Below are 19253 nucleotides of genomic sequence, written 5' to 3'. Positions count from 1 at the left end.
GTGCATGAAAGAAAGCCTGTCAAATTTAATGGTAGCCCAACCAATTTCAGTAACAAGGACATTTTGGATAGGGCGGTTCATAGAAAAGAAGTGACTCCTTGGTGGAACCGGCTTCAGAGGGACGTCGAGGGAAGAGAATAGAGTGAGGACATCGTATATGGAAAATAAAATTGATTTAACCGCCTGGGATTTAGATGCAGGGGCGTCGAAACTGGAGTTGGATGAACTGTCTCGGAACATGGCCTTTGTGTTGCCGCAGGATTATCTCGATTTTTTGGCTACACACAATGGGGGTGAGGGGTTTGTTGGTGATAACTACCTAGTTATCTGGAAGGCGGAGGAGCTGATTGCGTTTAATGCGGATTATCAGGTGGAAGAATTCGCTCCAGGGATATTTTTGTTCGGTTCTGATGGAGGGGGGGAAGGATACGGTTTTGATTTTCGAGCGGAGAATGTTCCCGTTGTTCGCATCCCTTTTGTTGGGATGGATGTTGAATACGCTGATGAAATATCGGAGTCTTTTGAAAAGTTGTGGTTCGTGCTCAAGGATGAACAGTAGTGGGCTCGTCAATATTTGAGAAAGGTAAGCGCCCCAAGGGACTCGAATTGTTCTATATAAAACCTATAGTTTTGGGCGGAAACCCGAATGATCCCACTAACATCACGTGGCTTACTCGCCAGCAGCATGTAGCGGCAGTCCGTTATTGGAATGCGATTATCCGCAATATGAAGGGACGGGGCGGATAACCGACGCTGTAAACCGTCCTGTCGTTCTTTTTACCGTACCTGTGACAAAGTTTCGATCCGAAGTCGCCTCCGGGCTGATTTTCTTTCGCTTCCCTAAAATCCGGGCTCAGCCGATTTTATGGCAGGAGGGATTTGGAAGGATATACATATCCTTAATGCCTACCTACGGGCAATTGTTCCAATGCACTCCTGAAATCCGGAAACTCCTTCAAATACTCCGCACTCCCTGCCACCCGCTTCACCACCCTTTCATCCACCGTAAAACTAAGGTGTCAGACTACATTTATTTGGGTTTGATCGGACGGGCGAATAAAAATGCAGTCTGACACCTTAAATCGCGCAAGTTCAGCTTCCCGCTGTCGCTCTCGCAGATGGTGGGCGAAGAGCGCGACACGTAAGCACCCCTGTCAAGTAGACATCGGTTGATAGACGATCGGAGCAAGGGTTAGCCGGGGCATGAATTGCACCGGCGGGAGGCCACCCAGCGATTCATGCGGGCGGTACTGGTTGTAATCGACCAGCCATTGATCGGTAATCGCCTGGACCTGCTCAAGGTTGGCGAACAGGTGCGCGTCGAGCACCTCGGTTCGATAAGTTCGATTGAAGCGCTCAATGAAAGCGTTCTGGTTTGGCTTGCCCGGCTGGATATAGCGGATCGCGATGCCCTTTGCGCTAGCCCATTGGGTGAACGCCTCTGAGATCATCTCCGGACCGTTATCCAGGCGTATTGCGTCAGGCGGCCCATAGCAGTCGATCAAACGGCTCAATACCCGAATGAGGCGTGCAGACGGGATGGACACGCCTACCTCGATGGCCAAGCACTCCCGGTTCGCCTCGTCGATCACGTTCAGAGTGCGAAACCGCCGGCCGCAGTAGAGAGCGTCATGCATGAAGTCGAGCGCCCAACAACGATTAGGCTCTGTGGCCAGATCCAGCGGCTGTCGCGGTCGGTCGGGAAGCCGCTTTTTGCAGCGCCGAGGCAAATTCAGACCCATGTCGCAGTACACCCGATGAACGCGCTTTTTGTTCCAGCCGCGACCGTCGAGGCGCAGCCGGGTGAAACACTTCCAGAATCCCCAACGCCCATGCCGAGTCACAATGGCATTGAGAGCATCAATGACTTGGGAATCCCGCTCAGATGCCGGCATTGGCTTCTTGTAGTACGCCGCCCGCGATAGGCCGGCAATCTGACAAGCGCGCGTGATTGAGAGCTTGGCTTGCACCAGCTGTCCCACCACTTCGCGCCTGGCCGACGGCGTCAGGATTTTCGATTCAAGACATCCTTGATCGCTGCATTCTCCAGCGCCAAGTCGGCAAACATGCGTTTGAGCTTGGCGTTTTCAGCTTCCAGTTCGCGCAGCCTCTGCAACTCGGAAACTTGAACGCCGGAGAACTTGCTCTTCCAAAGGTAATACGTGGCGTTGCTGATGCCGTGTTTGCGGCACAGCTCGGCGACCGGCATGCCGGCTTCGCCTTCCTTCAGAACAGCAACGATCTGGCTCTCGGTAAATCTGCTTTTCTTCAAGGGAATCTCCAACTCAGGGAGGCTCCGAAATTCTACCGGGCGGTGTCTACCTGAAGGGGGAGCTTACGGACATACGCGGCAGCTACCTGGGCTCTGGCGTGCCCGCCATCGACATCAGCCGCTACATCGACCTCTACAAAGCCGGCCAGTTGCCGGTGGACCGGATGATGGGCAAATCGTTTTCGCTGGACCAGATCAACGAGGGGTTCGATCACCTCGCCACCGGCGGCAGCCTGCGCGACGCCATCGTTTTCTAAGGGCATAGACCCGACTACAACACTGGAGACAAGACCATGAAAACCTCAAGACTCGCCGCCCTGTTAGGCGCCACTTTGCTGACCGGCTTCGCAGCCCTGGCCGGCGCCGCCGACAAGCCCAAGGAACTGAACATCGGCATCTCGACCTTCCTGTCGGGCTCGGCCTCGGTGTTTGGTGTGCCCGCTCGAGACGCGGCCGAAATCCTCATCCAGGATCTCAACGCCGCGGGCGGTATCGACGGCGTGAAGATCGTGCCCAGCTACATCGACGAAGGCGGCGGCGGTGAAAAGCTGCTGTCCGAATACCGCCGCCTGGCCGAAGGCGGCACCCGCGTCATGCTGTCCGCGATCTCCAGCGGCAACTGCAACATCGTGGCCCCCGTCGCCGAAGACCTGAAAGTGCTGAACGTGATGTGGGACTGCGGCACGGAAAAAGCCCTGGAAGGCAAGAAGTACAAGTACGTGGTGCGCACGCAAGCCAATGCCACCACCGAAATGGTCGCCCAAGTGCTGTACCTGATGAAGGTCAAGCCCGACTTCAAGACCATCGCCATCGTCAACCAGGACTACGCCTGGGGCCGCGATTCGCGTGACATCTTCATGGCCGCGCTGAAGAAGTTCAAGCCCGACGTGAAGGTCGTGGCCGAGATGTTCCCCAAGTTCGGCGCCGCCGACTTCTCCACCGAAATCAGCCGCCTGCAAGCCCTGCGCCCAGACGTCATCGTGTCCACCTCGTGGGGCGGCGACCTGGACAACTTCGTACGCCAGGCCTCGCAACGCAACCTGTTCAAGAACTCCACCTTCGTGCTGTCCCTGGCCGAAAGCTCGCTGGAACGCCTGGGCAACGCCTTGCCCGAAGGCGTCTACGTCGGCGCGCGCGGCGACCACTACTTCCTGCACCCGGAAACCAAGGACGACCCGCAGCACCAGGCTTTCGTGAAGAAATTCCACGACAAGACGGGCGCGTATCCCATCTATTCGGTCTACCACATGGCGCAGGCGCTGCAAGGCCTGAAAGCCGGCTACGAAAAAGCCATCAAAGACAACGGCGGCGCCTGGCCCACCGTGGAACAAGTGGCCGCCGCCATGCACGACGTGAACTTCAAAGGCTACGGCCGCGAAGTCAAAATGCACCGCGCCGACGGCCAAGCCCTGGAAGCGCAGTTGTTCGGCGTGACCAAGAAGAGCGACAAGTACCCGTTCAAGGTCCTGGCCGACATTACGATCGTGCCGGCGGAACTGGTCACCCCGGGCGTGGAAGACACGTCGATGGGCTGGATTGAAAAGAACCTGACCCCGGATGTCTTGAAAAGCGACCAGATCAAGGTGTATTCGAACTGAGCAAGCTGTGTTGTGTGTGCAGGGACTCCCCGACGAGAAATCGTCGGGGTTTTTTTGAGGCGGGCTATCCCCGCCCCACCGGCAACCCCACCACCGCCTCCTTAAAATCCGGAAACTCCTTCAAATATTCCGCACTCCCTGCCACCCGCCTCACCACCCGCTCATCCACCGTCAAATTCAGCACCGCCGCGCCATCCCACATCCGCGCGCGCTTCTTCACATGAATCAGCACTTTCTCCGTGAACTCCTTATACGAGTCATGCGGATGGCACTGGTCATAGTCCGTAGACACCCGGTGCGCGACGCCCGCCTCCAAGCCTACCTGCCGCGCTTTCTCCTGTAGCCAAGCAGCCGGCAGCGTCTGCAAACTTCCATCCCGATACCCACCCCCAATATCCGAATGCGCGCCGATAAACCAGCGCTGCTCTACTGGCCTGTCCGCAGGGCGGGGTTCGGAATTAACCAGCCGCGTCCACAAGGTCGGAAAATACGGCTCGCGATATTCGTTCGTTGCGATCGCGTGATAAGCATGGTGGACGTGGTTGCTGAGTTCGGTGTCGTGGAAGTTATAGAACTTGGAAAACCCGGGAAACGAAATGCCGCCGACGGGTATCCCCAAGCTGCCCACCGTGTCCCAAACCCCCACAAAATGCAGGTCGGTATCGCGCGAAAATTGCGTGCGAAACGAAAGCGCTTCGATGGAAGACGGATGGCAATCATCGCGATATAGCGCGTAGGCTTCGGCGACGTTGTCGTCGGTGGGGCTTTTAAGCAGCCCGCATTTGCGGACCATGCCAGCCAGGCTGCGCGCCGAGTACGCGCCACGGCTGAAGCCGAACAGGAAGATGTGGTCCCCGGCTTCCTGGCGTTGGCATAGCCATTGGTAGCCGTGGCGGATGTTGGCGGATAGCCCGGCGCCGAATGCGCCGCCCAGGAATTTGTCGATGGCGGCCCACAGGCCTTGGCCTTGGGTGCCGACGCCTTCGATGTACAGGGTTTCCTGCGTGCTGGTTTCCGGGGCGGCTTTGTAAAGCTCGTAGGCGTTGGTGCGGTCGTTGGGTTCGTTCCACGTGCCGTCAAAGAAGATGGCCAGATTCTTCATCATGTTCAGCTCCCCACAGATCGAGTCTTCCGATACATCTGTTGCTGGCTGGGATGACGCCCGCGTGAGGCAAGCTAGCACGCGGGTTGCGCGTTTGCCGCCTGCGTGGTTTCCCTGCTGGCGGCATGTACACCGCCTTTTTTACTAACCGACAAGGCATAAAAAAGCCTGCGCCGGGGTGACGGCGCAGGCGAATTCCGAAGGGTGGGATGGTCGAACTAGATAATGTGTAGCAATCCGATTCTTGAAGGATGGTATCCGCTTCGAAGCGGTTGGTAGCGGAAGCGATCAGTTGATCGTCACAACTCCAACACCACTTTCCCACCGCCGCACGAGCGCGAGCAGCAGGCCATCATCTTGTTGTTCGCGTCACGTTCCGCGCGCGTCAGCACGACGTCGCGGTGGTCGATATTCCCTTCCAGCACGCGCACCTCGCACGATCCGCAGAGGCCTTCCTCGCAGTCGCTTTGCACGTCGATATTGGCACCGCGCAGCGCGGTCAACAGGGTCTGATCTGCCGGGACGTTGATGACGATGCCCGAGTCCTTCAGCACGACTTCAAACGGCTGTTCCTTGGACGGGTCCAGCGTGCCCAAGGTGGAATGGAAGTGTTCCACGCGCAGCGCATCTTCGGGCCACGCGGCGCAGCATGCGGACAAGCCATCCAGCAAGCCTTGCGGACCGCACGCATAGATCTGCGTGCCGGCATCCGGCTGGGACAACAGCGCCGCGTAATCCGCGCGGGTGCCTTCGTCTTTGACGTGGGCATGCAGGCGGTCGCCGTGCAACGCCGTAAGTTCGTCCAGCATCGCCATGCACGTGCGCGCGCGGCCGCTGTAATGCAGTTGGTAATCCAGGCCCAGTTCCTTGGCACGCCGCGCCATGGCGCTGATGGGGGTAATGCCGATGCCGCCGGCAATCAAGATCAGTTTGTCGGCCGCTTCGTTCATGCGGAAGTGATTGCGCGGCCCACGGATGCGCAGGCGCGCGCCGGGTGTCGCGTTGGCGTGCATCCATGCGGAACCGCCTCGGCCTTCTGTTTCCTTCAATACGGCAATTTCAAATACACCGGTCTCCGAAGGATCGCCGCACAAGGAATATTGGCGCGACAAGCCCGTGTCGCCGCATTCCACATCAATATGCGAGCCCGGCGTCCAGCGCGGCAGCGGCTTGCCATCGGGCGACACCAAACGCAGGCGCAGGATGCCGTCAGCGGCTTCGACCGTGCTTTGCACGACGACGGGGCGGGTGATGGCGTGCGACGAAGGTTCGCCGATGCGCACGGGGTGCTGGTCGTTCAGCAATGCCGGTGATGCAAGTTCCGGGTTCTGCTTCGGATCCCACTCCACCCACAGATGCTCCGGCCCCCGAAACGAGGTATTGGGCACGTAGGAAAACGCCTGTTCCGACAGTTTCATATGCGGCAGGCGGCGTGTGAGTTCTTCCAGGAAGATCTGCATTTCCATGCGGGCCAGGTTCTTGCCCATGCATTGGTGCGAGCCGTAGCCGAAGGTGAGTTGGTCGCTGGCGTTTTCGCGGCGGATGTCGAAGAGGTCGGCGTCGTTGAATTGGCCTTCGTCGTGGTTGGCGGACGACGTGACGATCAGCAGCTTGGAGCCTGCCGGGATCGGTACACCGGCGATCTCGACGTCGCGCGTCGCCAGGCGGCGCCACGCGGCGACCGAGCCGTTATGGCGCAGGCATTCTTCGACGGCGTTGGGAATCAGGTCGGGGTCTTCGCAGATTTCGCGCCAGGCGTCGGGGTGTTGCAGCAGCAGCTTGATGGCATTGGCCGATGCGTTGGCGGTGGTTTCGTGGGCGGCGACGATGCCGGCCATCATCATGGAATGCAGGTAGGAATCGGTGACGACATCGGGATGCGTCTGCTGCTTGCGCAGGCCGTATTGCATCCAGCCGGGGCCGGACGGGTCCTGGCGCATCTTGTCCAGGATCTTGCCGGCCAACTGCCAGAAGTTGCCCACGGCATGCGCCACGGCCACTTGCTCTTCGGGCTTGGGGCGGCCCCAGGTGTTGACGGTGTGCGCGATGGAATATTGGCGCAGCAGCTCCATGTCTTCTTCGGGTACGCCCAGGAAATGCAGCGCGACGGTCAGCGGCACTTCCCACAGCATCTGGTCGACGAGATCGGCGCGGCCGTCGTTGACGAAGCGGTCGACGTACTCGCGGGTCAGGCGGCGCACCATGGGCTCGTGGTGCTTCAACTCTTCCGGCGTGAACGGGTCCATCAGCACGCGGCGGCGCGGCATGTGGGCGGGTTCGTCTTCGTTGACCAGCGTGCGGTTCATGGCGTAGCCGTACGACTCCAGCACGGCGTTGGCCTCGGGGCCGGTGGGGGTGATTTTTTCCAGCGCGATGGACGGGCTGAAGGTGATGTTGTCGCGAAAAATCGCCTTGATGTCTTCGTAGCGCGTGACCACCCAGTAGCCCAGCTTGGGACTGTAGAACACGGGTTCCTGCTCGCGCGCCCAGCGCACGTATTCAGGCGGGTCTTGCTGGTAGCCATCGCCAAAGGGGTCGAACTCGGCCGCGCGGGGGCTGACGGGGCAGCCGGTGGGGCTTTGCATCGCGGCAAGCGCCGCGTGATCGATGGGACAGCCCGACGGGCGCGAGGAAGAGGGCGATTGGCTCATGATGCTTTCCGTGTATTCGTGATGCATCGGCCTGCCGCGTGGGCGGCAGGCCGCGGGGGTTGGCCTAGCGCTTGATTCAGCGCTTAGGCCAGCGCCTGGTTCAGCGCGTAGTCCAGTACTTAGTCCAGCGTGATCTTCAGATCAGTGATCAGCTTCTGCCAGCGGGCGCGTTCGCCCTTGAGCATCTCGGCGTACTCGGCGGGCGTGTTGCCGACCGGCTCGATGCCGAAGTCCACCAGGCGCTTGCGCGTGGCCGGGTCATTGATGGTGGCCACCACCTGCTTGTTCAACGCGTCGATGACGGCGGGCGGCGTGCCGGCCGGCACCACCACGCCCACTTGCGCGGACGCTTCCACGTTCTTCAGGCCGATCTCGGCGAAGGTGGGCACGTCGGGCAGTTGCGGCAGGCGGGTCGGGTTGGCGACGGCCAGCGCGCGGACCTTGCCGCCGTTGATGAAGCCGGCGCCCGCGGCCAGGTCGACCATCATGGCGGGGATCTGGCCGCCCGCCACGTCCGCCAGCGCGGGCGATGCGCCGCGATACGGCACGTGGGTCATGGTCAGGCCGGTTTCCACTTTCAGCAGTTCCATGGCCAGATGGTGCGGGCTGCCCGCGCCGGCGGAACCGTAGTCCAGCCCTTCCTTGCGTGACTTGGCCTCGGCCAGGAATTCCTGCACGGTGTTGACCTTCATGGACGGGCCCACCACCAGAATCATGGGAAAGCGGCCCATCAGCGTGACGGGCGCCAAGTCCTTGACGGGGTCGTACGACAGCTTCTTGTACAGCGCGGGGTTGAACACCAGTGTGCCGTTGTCGGCCGACAGCATGGTGTAGCCGTCAGCCGGCGAGCGCGCGGTTTCCGACGCGGCGATGGCGGTGTTGCCGCCCGGCTTGTTCTCGATCACAACTGGTTGGCCCAGGCGACCCGACAAGCCCTGACCGATGCTGCGCGCCAGAAAGTCGGATCCGCCGCCTGCCGCATACGGCACCACCCAGCGCACGGGCTTGGACGGATAGTTGGCAGGCGCCTGTTGGGCGAAAGCGTTGGCACAGGCCAGCAAGGGCAGGGCCAGCAGGCCGGCCAGGAAAGTGCGTTTCAGGGGGCGATTCGGGGTGCGCATCGGCTGTCTCCGTTTTGGGATGACCTGATGGCATCCCTTCTTTTGCGTAAATCATATACGCAATGCGTAAATTTTCAAGAGGGGTTAACCTTGGAGCCGATTTCGCGGCGCGTCGTCGTCCGCGCACCCTATTTGCAGGAAGTGCATCCGCTATGAGCCCCCCCAAGCCGTCGACCCGGACGCCCACCAAGGCGTCCACGAAGTCGCCAAATAAAGCGACCACCAAAGCGTCCGCCCCGGATCCCGACGAGGAATCCGCCGCCCGCCCGCGCGAACGCCGCCAACGGGTGCAGGCCGCAGAAACCGGCATGGTGGTGCTGAAAGGGCTGGCCCGCTTGGGCGGCCGTGCCAGCCTGACCGCGCTGGCCGCGCACGTGGACGAAAGCCCCGCCAAGGTGCACCGCTACCTGATGAGCCTGATTGCCGAGGGGCTGGTGGACCAGGAAGTGGCTACCCAGCAGTACCACCTGGGCCTGGAAGCGCTGATGGTCGGCGTGGCCGCGATGCGCCAGGCCGACCCCTTGCGCATCAGCGAACCGGTGCTGATACGCCTGCGTGAGAGCTTGGCCGTCACGTGCTTTATCGCCGTCATGGGCAACAAGGGGCCGACCATTGTTCGCTTCGAGGAACCGGCGTTGCCCGTCACGGTGAACGTGCGCGTGGGCTCGGTGCTGTCGATGCTGTGGTCCGCCACCGGCCGCGCGTTTCTGGGGGCCTTGGACGAAGCGCCGATTCAGCAGATGGCGCTGGCCGAACTGGCCGAGTCGCCTGACGACCTGCGTGCCTTGCTGGATCGCGACGATCCCATCGGCGGGCTGCGGCGCCAGGTGCGCGCGGCAGGTTGCGCCACGGTGAAAGACACGAACCTGCGCGGCATCAGCGCGGTGTCGGCGCCCTTGTACGACCACACCGGCCGCCCCTGCGCGGTGCTGACGGCGCTGGGCGCGACGGGTGGTTTCGATGTGTCGGCGAACGGCAAGATCGTGGCGGCGGTGAAAAAAGAAGCCGCGGCGGCCAGCGCGGCGCTGGGGTATGTGGGAGAGGGCAGCCAGTAGTCGCCGCGTCAGCGCAAAGAATGCCAGGTCTTGCGGACAGATTGCCAAGCAAAAGTTATCCTTGCCGCACGCATCGCATGGCGCGCACGTGTATTTCTTGGAAACCGGCATGGATACAACAACTATTTTTTTGTATGTGGTCGCAGTATCGGCCGTCACCATCATTCCGGGGCCCACGACATTGCTCGCGTTGAGTAACGGGGCTACGGGAGGCTTCCGGCTAGCTGCCTGCGGCATGCTCGGCGCGGCATTGTCCGACCTGATCCTGATTGGTGCTGTGGGATTGGGCCTGGGCGCTATTCTGCAGGCATCCACGCTGCTCTTTGAGGTGGTGAAATGGATTGGGGCACTCTACCTTTTGTATCTGGCCTGGAGCTTGTGGCGAGCCCCTACCGCGCTTGTCGCCTCAGCCTCGACGGATGCGGTCATTCCACGTAGCGGTCGATCCGCATTTCTGCGTTCGTTGCTGGTTGCGTTGTCAAACCCCAAAGGGTTGCTGTTTTTCTCCGCCTTCTTGCCGCAATTCATTCAAACCGGCTTTAGCGTAGCGACTCAGTACATCACCTTCGCGCTCCTCACCGCGATCATCGACATTGCCTTGATGAGCCTGTATGCGATCGGCGGCTATCATGCGGTGCGAGTATTGTCGGGTGGGGCTCTTAGATGGCTTAACCGCAGTTGCGCGGCGGTGTTGGCGGGTTTGGCCGCGGCGATGACGCTATACCGCCGCAGCCGGATTGATTAACCGCACGGGGCTGTCGAGCCCCGCGGTATGCATTGGTCAGCCAGCAACAGGAAGGGCTGATAGCGCTTCGTTCAATGCATGTTCATCGTGTGACAGGTCTACCAACTTATCAGTCATATAGCTCTGATACGCCGTCATGTCGAAATGTCCATGGCCGGACAGGTTGAACAGAATGACATCGCGTGTGCCATCACGTTTGCACCTTAACGCCTCTTGGATGGCCGCAGCGATGGCATGGTTTGATTCGGGCGCGGGCAGAATCCCCTCGCAACGCGCAAAAAGCTGGCCAGCTGAAAAGCACGGTATCTGTTGCACGGCCTGGGGCTGAATCAAACCTAGTTCAACAAGGTGCGACACCATGGGGGCCATGCCGTGGTAGCGAAGGCCGCCGGCGTGCAGCCCAGGCGGCGTGAAGCTGGAGCCCAGCGTGTGCATTTTGGCAAGTGGTGTGATGCCTGCTGTGTCTCCGAAGTCGTATGCGTATCGCCCTTGCGTCAATGTTGGGCACGCTGCGGGTTCGACTGCTATATAACGACGCGAGCGCCCGCCCCGCATTTGTTGACCAATAAAGGGAAATGCAATGCCGGCAAAGTTCGACCCACCTCCGGCGCATCCGATGATGATGTCAGGATCGTCCCCTGCCATTTCCATCTGCTGCAATGCCTCTTGCCCGATGACTGTCTGGTGCAACAGCACGTGGTTCATAACGGATCCCAACGCGTAGCGAGTATCGGGCGAGGCTAGAACCGTCTCGACAGCTTCCGAGATGGCAATGCCGAGCGAACCTGGGTGATCGGGGGTGCGCGAGAGTACGGAACGCCCGATTTCGGTGCCCGACGACGGCGATGCCACGCATGTCGCGCCGTACGTTTCCATGAGCGCGCGACGATAGGGCTTTTGGTCGTAGGACACGCGAACTTGATAAATCATGACCTCCAGACCGAACAGTTGGCCAGCAAATGCCAATGATGCGCCCCATTGCCCCGCGCCTGTTTCCGTGGCAAGTTTTCGAATCCCAGCCTGCTTGTTGTACCAGGCTTGTGGGATGGCTGAGTTTGGTTTGTGAGATCCCGAAGGCGATGCTCCTTCGTACTTGTAGTAGATGCGCGCCGTAGTTCCCAGCGCCTGTTCAAGCCGGTGTGCGCGCATCAACGGCGAGGGACGCCACAAGCGATAGACGTCCCGCACGGCGTCAGGGATGGGAATATGGCGTTCGAGCGACATTTCCTGACGGATGATTTCAGGAGCGAAAAGGTGCTCCAAATCGGACGGCTGTATGGGCGCGTACGTCTTTGGGTGCAGTAATGGCGGAACGGGAGTCGGTAGGTCGGCCGCCAGGTTGTACCAGGTCGTCGGGATGCGAGATTCGTCCAAGAGAAACCGCGTCACTGTGGTCATTTCATAACCTCCATATCTGGATAGGAAACTAGCCGCGCTAGAAAGGGTGAGCGACATCCAGCGACGAGGTCTTGCTGGGATAGCAATCTTCCTGACACCGTTCCGGAGGGCCATCGGCTTGCAACGGCGTCGGTCAGGTTGTCCAACAAGCGGCCTAGATCGAGTTCGGCTGAGTCGTGCAAGGCTTCGGCAATGACGAGCGCTCGCTGCGTGCGCTCGGAAATCGAGGAAAAGGCACTTTGCCTGTGTGACCATCGCCGGGCGTGTGCTTGCCCGGCATCGTCCTCGAAAGTGATTTCGCCCTTTGGGACAACGATGGTTTCGCCGTCGAATCCTAGATAGTGCGTGTGACCAGATGCATATCCCACTTTCAGATTCCCGTCGATGCAATCCGCATCAAGTGCAGCGACCGGCAAGGCATGCATTGCTGATAATGAATTACAAAGGACAACGAAGGGATGGAGTTCCGACGTGAATGCGTCACTCGTGCGTAGTCGACGCAGAATGGACTCGGCGGCCATCCGAAATTTCGTGGGATCCGTGCCGTTTCGACGATATGCCTGTCTCCATTGCTGGATGGATGGAATCCGGCTCTCGGATTCGTATTGCGTGAGCATGCCCCGAGCCTGATCCAGGTTCGCTCTGACGATGTCGTCAAAGTCCGCATCAATCGATATCCCGCCAATAAAAGCGACCATGCAACGAAGGTTGGGATAGTCGTCGACCAAGCGCCTTTCATAGGAAAACTGGGCGATCATGATTGACCTGCCTTAGCTCGAAGTTGCAGGGTGGTGAGCTCCTGAACGAGAAAGGTGTAGATGGCCAAAATGGAGTCGACCGCTCCGCCCTCCTTTCGCGCACGTAACTTCACACCCTCAAGCACCTCCTGCACGCGATCGCATCCGCGAATCTCATCATCGGTGTTTTTGTGTTCGGATGCCTCTAAAGCGAGCCTGATGCGCTTTGCGAGTAGCGGAACAAGCTGATCGTCGATTTGATCTATCTGTGCCCGTATTTGACGCAATGGTTCTGACGCTTGCATGAGTAGTCACTCCAAAAGTACGGATTGATAATGAGAGGGAAGGCTGCTTCCCGTATGGCGCTCGTTGCTGGTGTCGGGGCTGAGATGCCGGACAATGGCCTCGGGAGACAAGCTGCGCATCAGGTTGACCATTCCCGCCATGCGGGCGATCAACATGCGAATCGACTCCAGGCCTTCTTTGTCATGCAGCGCGGCTCCCGGCGATCCCCCATGGACGATGGCGGGATACCCGCTCCCGACAAGAATCATTCGATTCAACAGGATGTTGTTGATCAACTGGGCGGCGACCGCTTCATGTGAATACCTTCTTCCCGTAACGACTGCTCCGGCCACCTTGTTGGCCAGCGGGCGTTCGAAACGTAGGTAACCCACGCCTGCACGTTCAATAAAGATCTGCATGGGATGGGCCATGCCGTAGCCGTGAACGGGGGCTGCATATACGATGCCGTCCGCCTGTCTCAGCCGTGAAATGACGAGCGGCATGTCGTCGTCGATGTGGCATGCGCTGGCGCGCATGTTGCACTCGCCGCAGCTGCCGCAAGGCAAAATGTGATGTTCTCGGAGATGGATAACGTCAGTCGCGCAGTCCATTCCGTCCAGCAGGGCGTTGATGTAGGCAGCAATCTGGTCGGTGTTTCCATGGGCTCGCTCTGAGCCGGTCAGAATGACGAATTTCGGTAAGGAAAGGGACATTGCCAGTGCTCGCTTTGGTGTTGTGACGCCCGTTGTTCGCTCTTCAGGTTCGGACAAACTGGGGGCGAAGGTGGCAGGGAACGGTGAGGTCCATCAGGTACTTGTCGGTGACGGGGTTTGTTGCGTGTAAGTAACCTGCTGCCTGAGACGGGTCCAACGAAAAACCGGCGGCCCCTGAGCTCACGTACAGGTCGACGCTAGGCTGGAATCGCGTTGCCAGTGCCCAAAAAACGTCTTCTGGCGAATGGATGTTCACGTCTTCATCCACAACGATTATTCCTTTGGACAAGGCATGCGATTGCATGACGGCGTCGCGCAATCGAGGCATGGATTCCGGATGGTCAAGCCGCTTTTCAACTTGAAGAACCAACAATAATTGGCCGCCGCCCGCAGCCAAATAATGCGCATCCTTTACGCGCAAATGGGGTTCAGCGACGCGGTTCAAGTGCATCAATATTGCGGCTTCCGACGCAAGCGCCAGTAGCTCTGATTGTTCTTTTCCAGGGCCAATGAATGTCTGGTAAATCGCGTTGCGTCGATGGAAAACGCCGGAAACGCGGACGACCGGCAAGTTGTCCTGCGCTTTTCCCATGTAGCCAAGAAACTCCGGCATGCTGAAATCTGACCCGCTGCCTGAACTTTCAGCGACGGTCTGCTGAAGCAGCGAAGCCTCAATAACGATCTCGCTTTGCGCCAGGCAAAACGCGCTATTCGTGGCACACCGAGCTATTTCCACGGGGCGCCCCAGCAAGACGCCAGCGGTTTCCAGTTCGCCGCCACCTGGGGCAACGAGTGGTGAACTCAGTGACGATGTCAGGTACACCACGGGGGGCACCCCAATATTTATGGAAAGCGGCAATGCGCGTCCGGCCTTTGCCGCCTGTCGATATAGGTGATCGAGATCTCGGCCCGGAAGTATCCAAATTGTCAGATGCCCATCATCCAGAACTCGCATCCGATGAATTGACAGACTGACAAATCCGCTGTTGGGTTCTCCCGCGCAGACAAGGCCCGACGTAATAAAGGAGCCTGCGTCTTGGCTTGTGCTGGTGAGCGTGGGTAGCGCGGCCAAGCGATCAGGCGCCTGCTGCTCCCGGCAGGGCGGGTTCGCGACCCAAGAGGGGCGGAGCGGTCTGGATAGCGCAGCGCGCATCAGCGTGTGCGCCCCTTCTCTGGCGCGTGCCCCTAGCAACCATTCATTGCGCTCCCGGGATCCAAATAATCCCAACAATACTGGGAAATCGCCATTTTTCGTTTGGTATAGGACCACGGGCTCGTCGCCGCTTTTGGAGCTACCTGGCACGGTGGCGAACTGCGTTCGGTAATGCCCGGCGATCTCCAGATTTGGACGTAGTCCGACGTCGGCCTCGCGAACGGCGAATCCGCGAGCACGATAGTCACTTAGGGCGTCGCGCAGCGACGTGTGCAGGCGCCTCGCGGAGGTCCGCAAGCCAGGCGTCAGGCTTGTGGTGTGCGGCATGGTCAGCTTTGGTGATTGTCCACGACGAATACGCGAGTGGGACCGTCCATGGACCCTCTGGATCGGTGGCGTACGCCGTCTGGAATGGAAAACGCGTCGCCTGGCTGGCAATCAAAGGTGCCGTCCTCGAAGATGATCGTGAAGCGCCCTTCAAAGACGTATCCCTGATGGCCGACAAGGCACCACTTTTCCTCGTCAAACCCGGGGGGCAATTCCAATAGCCTGAGCCGCTTTCCGTTGGAGTAGAACGTCTTGACCCGCCCATCAGCGCCCGGCTTTGACCAAGTGGTCCATGCAGCGCGTTCGGTGCTAAATGAAACAGCGTCGTATCTCGGTGAATTCATAGGTATGCCCCTTTATGTAATCGTGCTTAGATCGTCTTCACATGACGGCGGATGAAACCTGTGAATATCGAGGCGCCGTGCTGAGTGCAGATGCTCTCGGGATGAAACTGCACACCCTCTACCGGAAGGCTTTTATGCCTTAGCCCCATGATGTGTCCGTCGTCGGCTGCGTGAGCGCTGACCTGAAGTGAAGGGGGAACGCTCCGGGGATCTACCACCAATGAGTGATATCGAGTGGCTAAAAAGGGCGTGTCTGTCAGTTCGCCGAATACGCCCTGGTTGTCGTGAACGATGCTGCTGGTCTTGCCGTGCATGCAGGTCACGGCTTGGACGATGTTGCAGCCGTAGGCTTGTGCGATGCCTTGATGACCCAGGCAGACGCCGAGTATTGGCACGCGGCCGGCCGCGGCTCGAACCAACTCTGGATACCGCGCCTTCTCTGGCCGCCCGGGGCCGGGGCCTAAGACAACGAACGCGGGAGAGTAAAGCAGAGCTTCGTTCAGTGCGGGGTCATCGCAGCGTATTACCCGAGTTAGAAGTCCGAGAGATCGCAGGTGATGATCGATCAGATATACAAAGCTGTCGTAAGCATCCACTAGAAGTACGTTCATGCGAGCAACTCCTCACCGGTCAAGCACCGATGCATCACCCGCATTTTGGCCAGCGTCTCAAGCCATTCTCGTTCGGGGTTCGAGTCCGAGACGATTCCCGCGCTGGCGCGCAGTCGATAAATGCCGTCAGTCTGGGTAACCATCCGAATGCATAAAGCCATATTGATGGATCCGTCGAAACCAATCAGCCCTAACGCGCCCGCATACTGCCCGCGGGGAGAGCCCTCCAGCTTTTCAATGATCTGCATGGCTCTAATCTTGGGCGCGCCGACCATGGTTCCGGCCGGGAATGTAGCTCGCAGGACAGCAACGACGTTGCATTCGCTTTTTAAGGCGCCCTGTACGGAGGACACCAGGTGATACAACGACGGATAGGCCTCCAATGCCATGAAGGAAGGAACGTCGAGCGAGTTGGGCTCACAGATTTTTCCGATGTCGTTGCGGCAAAGGTCAACCAGCATGACGTGTTCGGCGTTTTCCTTAATCGAATCGGAAAGCTCGCTGCGAAGGGTTGCCTCGGTCAGTGCAAGCGACTTCGCAAGGGTTCCCGCAATGGGTCGCATTGATACGCATCCCCCTTCGACGCGCACATAGCTCTCGGGGCTGGCACCTACCAAAGTCATGTCCTCACACTGATGAAGAAACATGTAAGGCGCGGGATTTTGTTCGCGCAAGCTGGCGTATAGGGATACCGGATCAATATTGCATTTGACTCGGACTTCATGCCCCAGTTGCACTTGGTAGATGTCGCCGCGGGCGATGTGCTCTAGCGCGGTGTGGCACTGCTCCAAGTAATCTTCTCGGGTGCTTGAGAATGTGATTTCTGTGGCATTTGGGGTCAAGTGGGGTAATGGGGGGGCGGGTTCGCATAGTCGTCTTAAGCTCCCGATGTCTGGCTTCTTCAGCCCCGGGAAATGACATGCGTGAAATTGAATGCCGCGCTCTCGGAAAACTACGAAATTCTGATATAGGTCGAGCCGTATGAGGATGGGATCTTCTGGGGAAACTGCGTGTGCCGACTTCTCGTTCAAGGCTGCAGCGTCGTAGCCCAAGCGCACAATGAAGCCCGGATGAAATTCGGTCGATTCACTGCTGACATTGAAAGTTGACTCGAGCAACGCACCCAGGAAGTCCCATAGGTCTTCAGTACACGCAAAGGATATGTCGCCCGAAGCGTTGAACGAAAAGAGCCCAGGAACGGCTGCAATTGCCTGCTGGATACACAGCCAGGCGTCTGGTTCTGCATGAAGGTTTGCAGATGTCGAGCGAAAACAGATGGATGCTATGCGATGAATCGCGACCACCGATTGCTGGCAGTCCAACTCGGGACCGCTTACCGATTCGGCGAGAAATGCGTGATGCCTTCCAAGCATATCGATAGCATTTCGGTATACCGAGAATGGCTCAATGTCGTCGGATTTCGAAAGCTCGATTGTCTCTATGCGAACGCTTGTCATGACTTGTTATTTCTCCATGCTTCATGCTGCTGAGCTGGAAGAAATCATCGGTGATCCGGTGGCAATCTGGGTAGATACAAATACCGCTAAACTCGACCGATACAAAAGTCAGATTCGCGCTTTCGCATACGAAGTTATGACGCCATTTGTGCTGCCATACAACCGGGGGGCCAGGATCATGCGGAGCAGGCAAGGAGGATTTGGCGTGCCGCTGTATCGGAAGGTGGCGGCACAGTTGGAAGACGCTATCGGGTTCGGCGTCTATGCGCTGGGAGACAGGCTGCCATCGTTGCGACTGTGTGCGAAGCAGCAAGGCGTCTCTCTATCGACCGTGCTCGAGGCTTATCGAATACTGGAAGATTCAGGTTTGATCGAAACGCGTCCTCAGGCAGGCCACTTCGTGGTGAGGTCCGCGCGTAGCGCCGTCGAGTCACGCGTCAACATGCCTCCCAATTTGGTCTCTGGCGTTGAAATGGCGGAACTGATTGATATGGTGATGGGGCGCGCGCAAGACCCGGCGTTGATTTCGTTTGCTACCGGATATCCCACATTGGACCCGGTGCAGACCAGCGCGATCGAGCGGGCGCTGCTGCGTGCGGTACCGCGAAGCGCTGGGGCAGTTGGCCGCTCTCCATGTGCAGCAGGGGCGACCGAATTGCGTCGGATGGTGGCGCTTCGAGCGCTTTCGTTAGGGTGTGCGTTTAACCCTCAGGACTTGATCATCACCAGCGGCACGACCGAATCGATCACGCTGTGTTTGTCAGCCTTGCTGGAACCCGGGAACACCGTTGCGTTGGAATCCCCAACTTCCTTCGGCTTTCTGCGAATCCTGGAAATTCTGAATCTACGCTGCCTTGAGATTCCGACGCATCCTCGATACGGAATGTCGGTTGATGCGCTGAAGCAGGCGGTGCTGCAGGGCAAGGTGGATGCGGTTCTGTCGGCACCGACGCTTTCCAACCCGACGGGTGCATGCATGCCTCTGACGGAGCGCAAGCGTCTGGAGGAGTTATTGCGCGAGAACAAGATTCCGATGGTCGAGGATGCGGTCTATAACGATTTGGTCAATGACGAAAGCAGTCGCCGTGCGGTGAAGTCGTTTGATCATGACGGATGGATACTGTTGTGCAACTCATATTCCAAGACTGTTTCGCCCGCGCTACGCGTGGGCTGGCTGCACCCCGGCCGGTTCGGTGGCGAGATTCGTCGTGTTAAGTCAGCCATGTCGGTGGGAAACTGCCCGATCAATGAGTTGGCGTTGGCGGAGCTACTGGCGGAGTCGCAATATGGTCGCCATATTCGACGCTTGCATAGAGCAAACCGCGGGCATATTGGCGAAGCATGCAAGGTAATCAGTGCATCATTTCCCGTTGGCACGTGTGTGACGGACCCGAATGGTGGTTCGGCCCTATGGATAGAGCTTCCGCGGGGGCTGGATGCGCAGAGGCTGTTTGCCTTGTGTCTGGACGAAGGGATTCTGATCGCCCCGGGCTCCATTTTCAGCGCTACGCGGGCCTACCGGAATTGTGTACGAATCAGTATTTCGGGTCCCTTGGATCATGTGCGGAAATCAGCGCTGAGGCGTATCGGCGAATTGGCAACGAGGTTGTTGGCGGGGCAGTGGGATGTTCGCGCTGCCCCCGAGAGGATGCTGGATCATCAGTAATCCTGGTGTCCCTTCTAG

The 19253-nt window shown here is 58.9% G+C and carries 18 protein-coding genes; 6 read left to right on the top strand and 12 right to left on the bottom strand.

Going from position 1 to position 19253, the window contains the following annotated elements:
* Nucleotides 1–157: 157 nt before the first annotated feature.
* Nucleotides 158–559: an SMI1/KNR4 family protein gene (locus P8T11_RS16015; RefSeq protein ID WP_268081029.1), complete on the top strand. Its 402-nt coding sequence runs from the start codon at nt 158–160 to the stop codon at nt 557–559.
* Nucleotides 560–1154: 595 nt separating this feature from the next.
* Here the strand turns inward: P8T11_RS16015 and P8T11_RS16010 are convergent.
* Nucleotides 1155–2272 (bottom strand): IS3 family transposase gene (locus P8T11_RS16010; protein WP_418910268.1). Its coding sequence is split into 2 segments (ribosomal slippage): nt 1155–2023 and nt 2023–2272, totalling 1119 coding nucleotides; the frame shifts between segments, so codons are not numbered across the junction.
* 98 nt (nt 2273–2370) lie between these two features.
* Here P8T11_RS16010 and P8T11_RS16005 point away from each other — a divergent pair.
* Together P8T11_RS16005 and P8T11_RS16000 are read left to right on the top strand one after the other, a co-directional pair.
* Complete coding sequence (locus P8T11_RS16005) at nt 2371–2529, top strand: hypothetical protein (protein ID WP_268081030.1); 159 nt, start codon at nt 2371–2373, stop codon at nt 2527–2529.
* 36 nt (nt 2530–2565) lie between these two features.
* Complete coding sequence (locus tag P8T11_RS16000; protein WP_268081031.1) at nt 2566–3870, top strand: ABC transporter substrate-binding protein; 1305 nt, start codon at nt 2566–2568, stop codon at nt 3868–3870.
* Between the two features lie 64 nt (nt 3871–3934).
* On the opposite strand, the gene P8T11_RS15995 is transcribed toward P8T11_RS16000, so the two are convergent.
* The 3 genes from P8T11_RS15995 to P8T11_RS15985 all read right to left on the bottom strand — a co-directional run bounded on the left by P8T11_RS15995 (nt 3935) and on the right by P8T11_RS15985 (nt 8744).
* Nucleotides 3935–4975 (bottom strand): DUF2235 domain-containing protein, encoded by a 1041-nt coding sequence (locus tag P8T11_RS15995; RefSeq protein WP_268081032.1) that lies wholly within the window; start codon nt 4973–4975, stop codon nt 3935–3937.
* A 296-nt stretch (nt 4976–5271) separates the two neighbouring features.
* Nucleotides 5272–7623, bottom strand: a complete 2352-nt coding sequence (locus tag P8T11_RS15990; RefSeq protein ID WP_268081033.1) for a cytochrome P450/oxidoreductase — start codon at nt 7621–7623, stop codon at nt 5272–5274.
* Between the two features lie 119 nt (nt 7624–7742).
* Nucleotides 7743–8744, bottom strand: a complete 1002-nt coding sequence (locus P8T11_RS15985) for a Bug family tripartite tricarboxylate transporter substrate binding protein (protein ID WP_268081034.1) — start codon at nt 8742–8744, stop codon at nt 7743–7745.
* 152 nt (nt 8745–8896) lie between these two features.
* On the opposite strand from P8T11_RS15985, the gene P8T11_RS15980 reads away from it, so the two are divergent.
* Nucleotides 8897–9799, top strand: coding sequence for an IclR family transcriptional regulator (locus tag P8T11_RS15980; RefSeq protein ID WP_268081035.1), 903 nt, complete (start codon nt 8897–8899; stop codon nt 9797–9799).
* A gap of 109 nt (nt 9800–9908) precedes the next feature.
* Nucleotides 9909–10544, top strand: coding sequence for a LysE family translocator (locus P8T11_RS15975; protein WP_268081036.1), 636 nt, complete (start codon nt 9909–9911; stop codon nt 10542–10544).
* A gap of 36 nt (nt 10545–10580) precedes the next feature.
* Here P8T11_RS15975 and P8T11_RS15970 read toward each other — a convergent pair whose 3' ends face one another.
* Genes P8T11_RS15970 through P8T11_RS15935 form a run of 8 tightly spaced genes read right to left on the bottom strand, consistent with a single transcriptional unit; the run spans nt 10581 to nt 17569 of the window.
* Complete coding sequence (locus tag P8T11_RS15970; protein ID WP_268081037.1) at nt 10581–11942, bottom strand: TrpB-like pyridoxal phosphate-dependent enzyme; 1362 nt, start codon at nt 11940–11942, stop codon at nt 10581–10583.
* Nucleotides 11939–12700, bottom strand: coding sequence for a B3/B4 domain-containing protein (locus tag P8T11_RS15965; protein ID WP_268081038.1), 762 nt, complete (start codon nt 12698–12700; stop codon nt 11939–11941). Before P8T11_RS15965 ends, P8T11_RS15970 begins: the two co-directional genes overlap by 4 nt.
* Nucleotides 12697–12984 (bottom strand): chorismate mutase, encoded by a 288-nt coding sequence (locus P8T11_RS15960; RefSeq protein WP_268081039.1) that lies wholly within the window; start codon nt 12982–12984, stop codon nt 12697–12699. Before P8T11_RS15960 ends, P8T11_RS15965 begins: the two co-directional genes overlap by 4 nt.
* Before the next feature lie 6 nt (nt 12985–12990).
* Nucleotides 12991–13677, bottom strand: a complete 687-nt coding sequence (locus P8T11_RS15955) for a flavodoxin family protein (protein ID WP_268081040.1) — start codon at nt 13675–13677, stop codon at nt 12991–12993.
* Nucleotides 13678–13720: 43 nt separating this feature from the next.
* Complete coding sequence (locus P8T11_RS15950) at nt 13721–15157, bottom strand: UbiD family decarboxylase (protein WP_268081041.1); 1437 nt, start codon at nt 15155–15157, stop codon at nt 13721–13723.
* 2 nt (nt 15158–15159) lie between these two features.
* Nucleotides 15160–15501, bottom strand: a complete 342-nt coding sequence (locus P8T11_RS15945) for a cupin domain-containing protein (protein WP_268081042.1) — start codon at nt 15499–15501, stop codon at nt 15160–15162.
* A 26-nt stretch (nt 15502–15527) separates the two neighbouring features.
* Nucleotides 15528–16112 carry an anthranilate synthase component II gene (locus tag P8T11_RS15940; RefSeq protein ID WP_268081043.1) on the bottom strand — a complete coding sequence of 195 codons (585 nt, stop codon included), beginning with the start codon at nt 16110–16112 and terminating at the stop codon, nt 15528–15530.
* Nucleotides 16109–17569: an anthranilate synthase component I family protein gene (locus P8T11_RS15935; RefSeq protein ID WP_268081044.1), complete on the bottom strand. Its 1461-nt coding sequence runs from the start codon at nt 17567–17569 to the stop codon at nt 16109–16111. Before P8T11_RS15935 ends, P8T11_RS15940 begins: the two co-directional genes overlap by 4 nt.
* Between P8T11_RS15935 and P8T11_RS15930 the strand changes: the two genes are divergently transcribed.
* A complete protein-coding gene (locus P8T11_RS15930) occupies nt 17568–19235 on the top strand; it encodes a PLP-dependent aminotransferase family protein (protein WP_268081045.1) in 1668 nt (555 codons plus the stop codon). The two genes, P8T11_RS15935 and P8T11_RS15930, sit on opposite strands and share 2 nt — an antisense overlap.
* The last annotated feature ends 18 nt before the right edge of the window (nt 19236–19253 follow it).

It is taken from the genome of Achromobacter spanius (assembly GCF_029637605.1).
Lineage (GTDB): Bacteria > Pseudomonadota > Gammaproteobacteria > Burkholderiales > Burkholderiaceae_B > Achromobacter > Achromobacter spanius_E.
Note: the sequence above shows the minus strand (reverse complement) of the source record. Positions and strands in the feature narration are given on the sequence as shown.

Coding starts and splice junctions, on each gene's coding strand:
- P8T11_RS15995 (WP_268081032.1), bottom strand. CDS start 4,975: ATGATGAAGAATCTGGCCATCTTCTTTGACGGCACGTGGAACGAACCC.
- P8T11_RS15990 (WP_268081033.1), bottom strand. CDS start 7,623: ATGAGCCAATCGCCCTCTTCCTCGCGCCCGTCGGGCTGTCCCATCGAT.
- P8T11_RS15950 (WP_268081041.1), bottom strand. CDS start 15,157: ATGCCGCACACCACAAGCCTGACGCCTGGCTTGCGGACCTCCGCGAGG.
- P8T11_RS15945 (WP_268081042.1), bottom strand. CDS start 15,501: ATGAATTCACCGAGATACGACGCTGTTTCATTTAGCACCGAACGCGCT.
- P8T11_RS15965 (WP_268081038.1), bottom strand. CDS start 12,700: ATGATCGCCCAGTTTTCCTATGAAAGGCGCTTGGTCGACGACTATCCC.
- P8T11_RS16015 (WP_268081029.1), top strand. CDS start 158: ATGGAAAATAAAATTGATTTAACCGCCTGGGATTTAGATGCAGGGGCG.
- P8T11_RS15930 (WP_268081045.1), top strand. CDS start 17,568: ATGACTTGTTATTTCTCCATGCTTCATGCTGCTGAGCTGGAAGAAATC.
- P8T11_RS15980 (WP_268081035.1), top strand. CDS start 8,897: ATGAGCCCCCCCAAGCCGTCGACCCGGACGCCCACCAAGGCGTCCACG.
- P8T11_RS15935 (WP_268081044.1), bottom strand. CDS start 17,569: ATGACAAGCGTTCGCATAGAGACAATCGAGCTTTCGAAATCCGACGAC.
- P8T11_RS16000 (WP_268081031.1), top strand. CDS start 2,566: ATGAAAACCTCAAGACTCGCCGCCCTGTTAGGCGCCACTTTGCTGACC.
- P8T11_RS15975 (WP_268081036.1), top strand. CDS start 9,909: ATGGATACAACAACTATTTTTTTGTATGTGGTCGCAGTATCGGCCGTC.
- P8T11_RS15985 (WP_268081034.1), bottom strand. CDS start 8,744: ATGCGCACCCCGAATCGCCCCCTGAAACGCACTTTCCTGGCCGGCCTG.
- P8T11_RS15955 (WP_268081040.1), bottom strand. CDS start 13,677: ATGTCCCTTTCCTTACCGAAATTCGTCATTCTGACCGGCTCAGAGCGA.
- P8T11_RS15960 (WP_268081039.1), bottom strand. CDS start 12,984: ATGCAAGCGTCAGAACCATTGCGTCAAATACGGGCACAGATAGATCAA.
- P8T11_RS15940 (WP_268081043.1), bottom strand. CDS start 16,112: ATGAACGTACTTCTAGTGGATGCTTACGACAGCTTTGTATATCTGATC.
- P8T11_RS15970 (WP_268081037.1), bottom strand. CDS start 11,942: ATGACCACAGTGACGCGGTTTCTCTTGGACGAATCTCGCATCCCGACG.